At 36.4% G+C, this 860-nt stretch carries 1 protein-coding gene; it reads right to left on the reverse strand.

What is annotated here, in order from left to right:
• Positions 1 to 229: 229 nt before the first annotated feature.
• Positions 230 to 860 (reverse strand): IS110 family RNA-guided transposase (locus AC27I2_RS19670; protein WP_487205260.1); only part of this gene is annotated, 631 nt, incomplete at its 5' end.

Genomic DNA, 860 nt, shown 5'->3' on the forward strand with positions numbered 1-860 from the left:
AAATTAGGAATTGACACCATAGTCACTTATGTGGACTCCCATTTATCAACAACTATTTTAACTAAATAAATTCGCTTTCTTATGTACGAGTTCTAAATGAGGCGCTACCTCGACTCCAAGATAATTTCGCGTGTTAGAGCACTCTTCTTGTTAACGAGCTTTTCGCTCTTGTGACTATACTGTGTCATCTAACATGTTATTAATTTAGCTAATATTGATGTTTGATTTTTTATAATAAAACAGCTTTATATTCTGTTTTATTATTAATTAAAGAAAAAGCGGTTCTAACCGTTTTATTGGCTAATGCGACTGCTGCACACTTTTTTCCTCGTCGTTCTATTAACGCTTTAAGCCAGCGCTCTTTACTTGTTTTTGGCTCTCGCTTAACAATTTGTTGGATGACAGCCATTGCACCTGTAATGAGTAAACTACGTAATGTTGTATTTCGACGTCGGCTTATTTTTCCTAAACTTACTTTACCACCAGAGCTGTGCTGAGTCGGTGTCAAACCTATACAAGCAGCGGCATCTTTGCCGGCTTTAAACCTGGCTAATTCACCTGACGACAAATTAATAAAAAGATGAATGGCATTTAAAATCCCAACCCCTTCTAGGCGCATTAGTTTTTTACAGCTTGGTGTGTCGTCAATCCATTTAGCCAATGCTAAATCATAGGCAGCGATTGCTTCAGTTAACGTTAAATATAAATCCAGTGATACTTTAAGCATTTTTCTAAATGCATCACAAAAACCATTTTCGGCATCTTCCAATGTATCTTGGATTGTACCTACAAACTGACTTATTGAGCGACCACTGCTTATATTAAATTCACGTAGTAAACCTGTGAGTTGATTTTTAAGC

This window comes from Pseudoalteromonas sp. NH0006-46 (assembly GCF_057547735.1).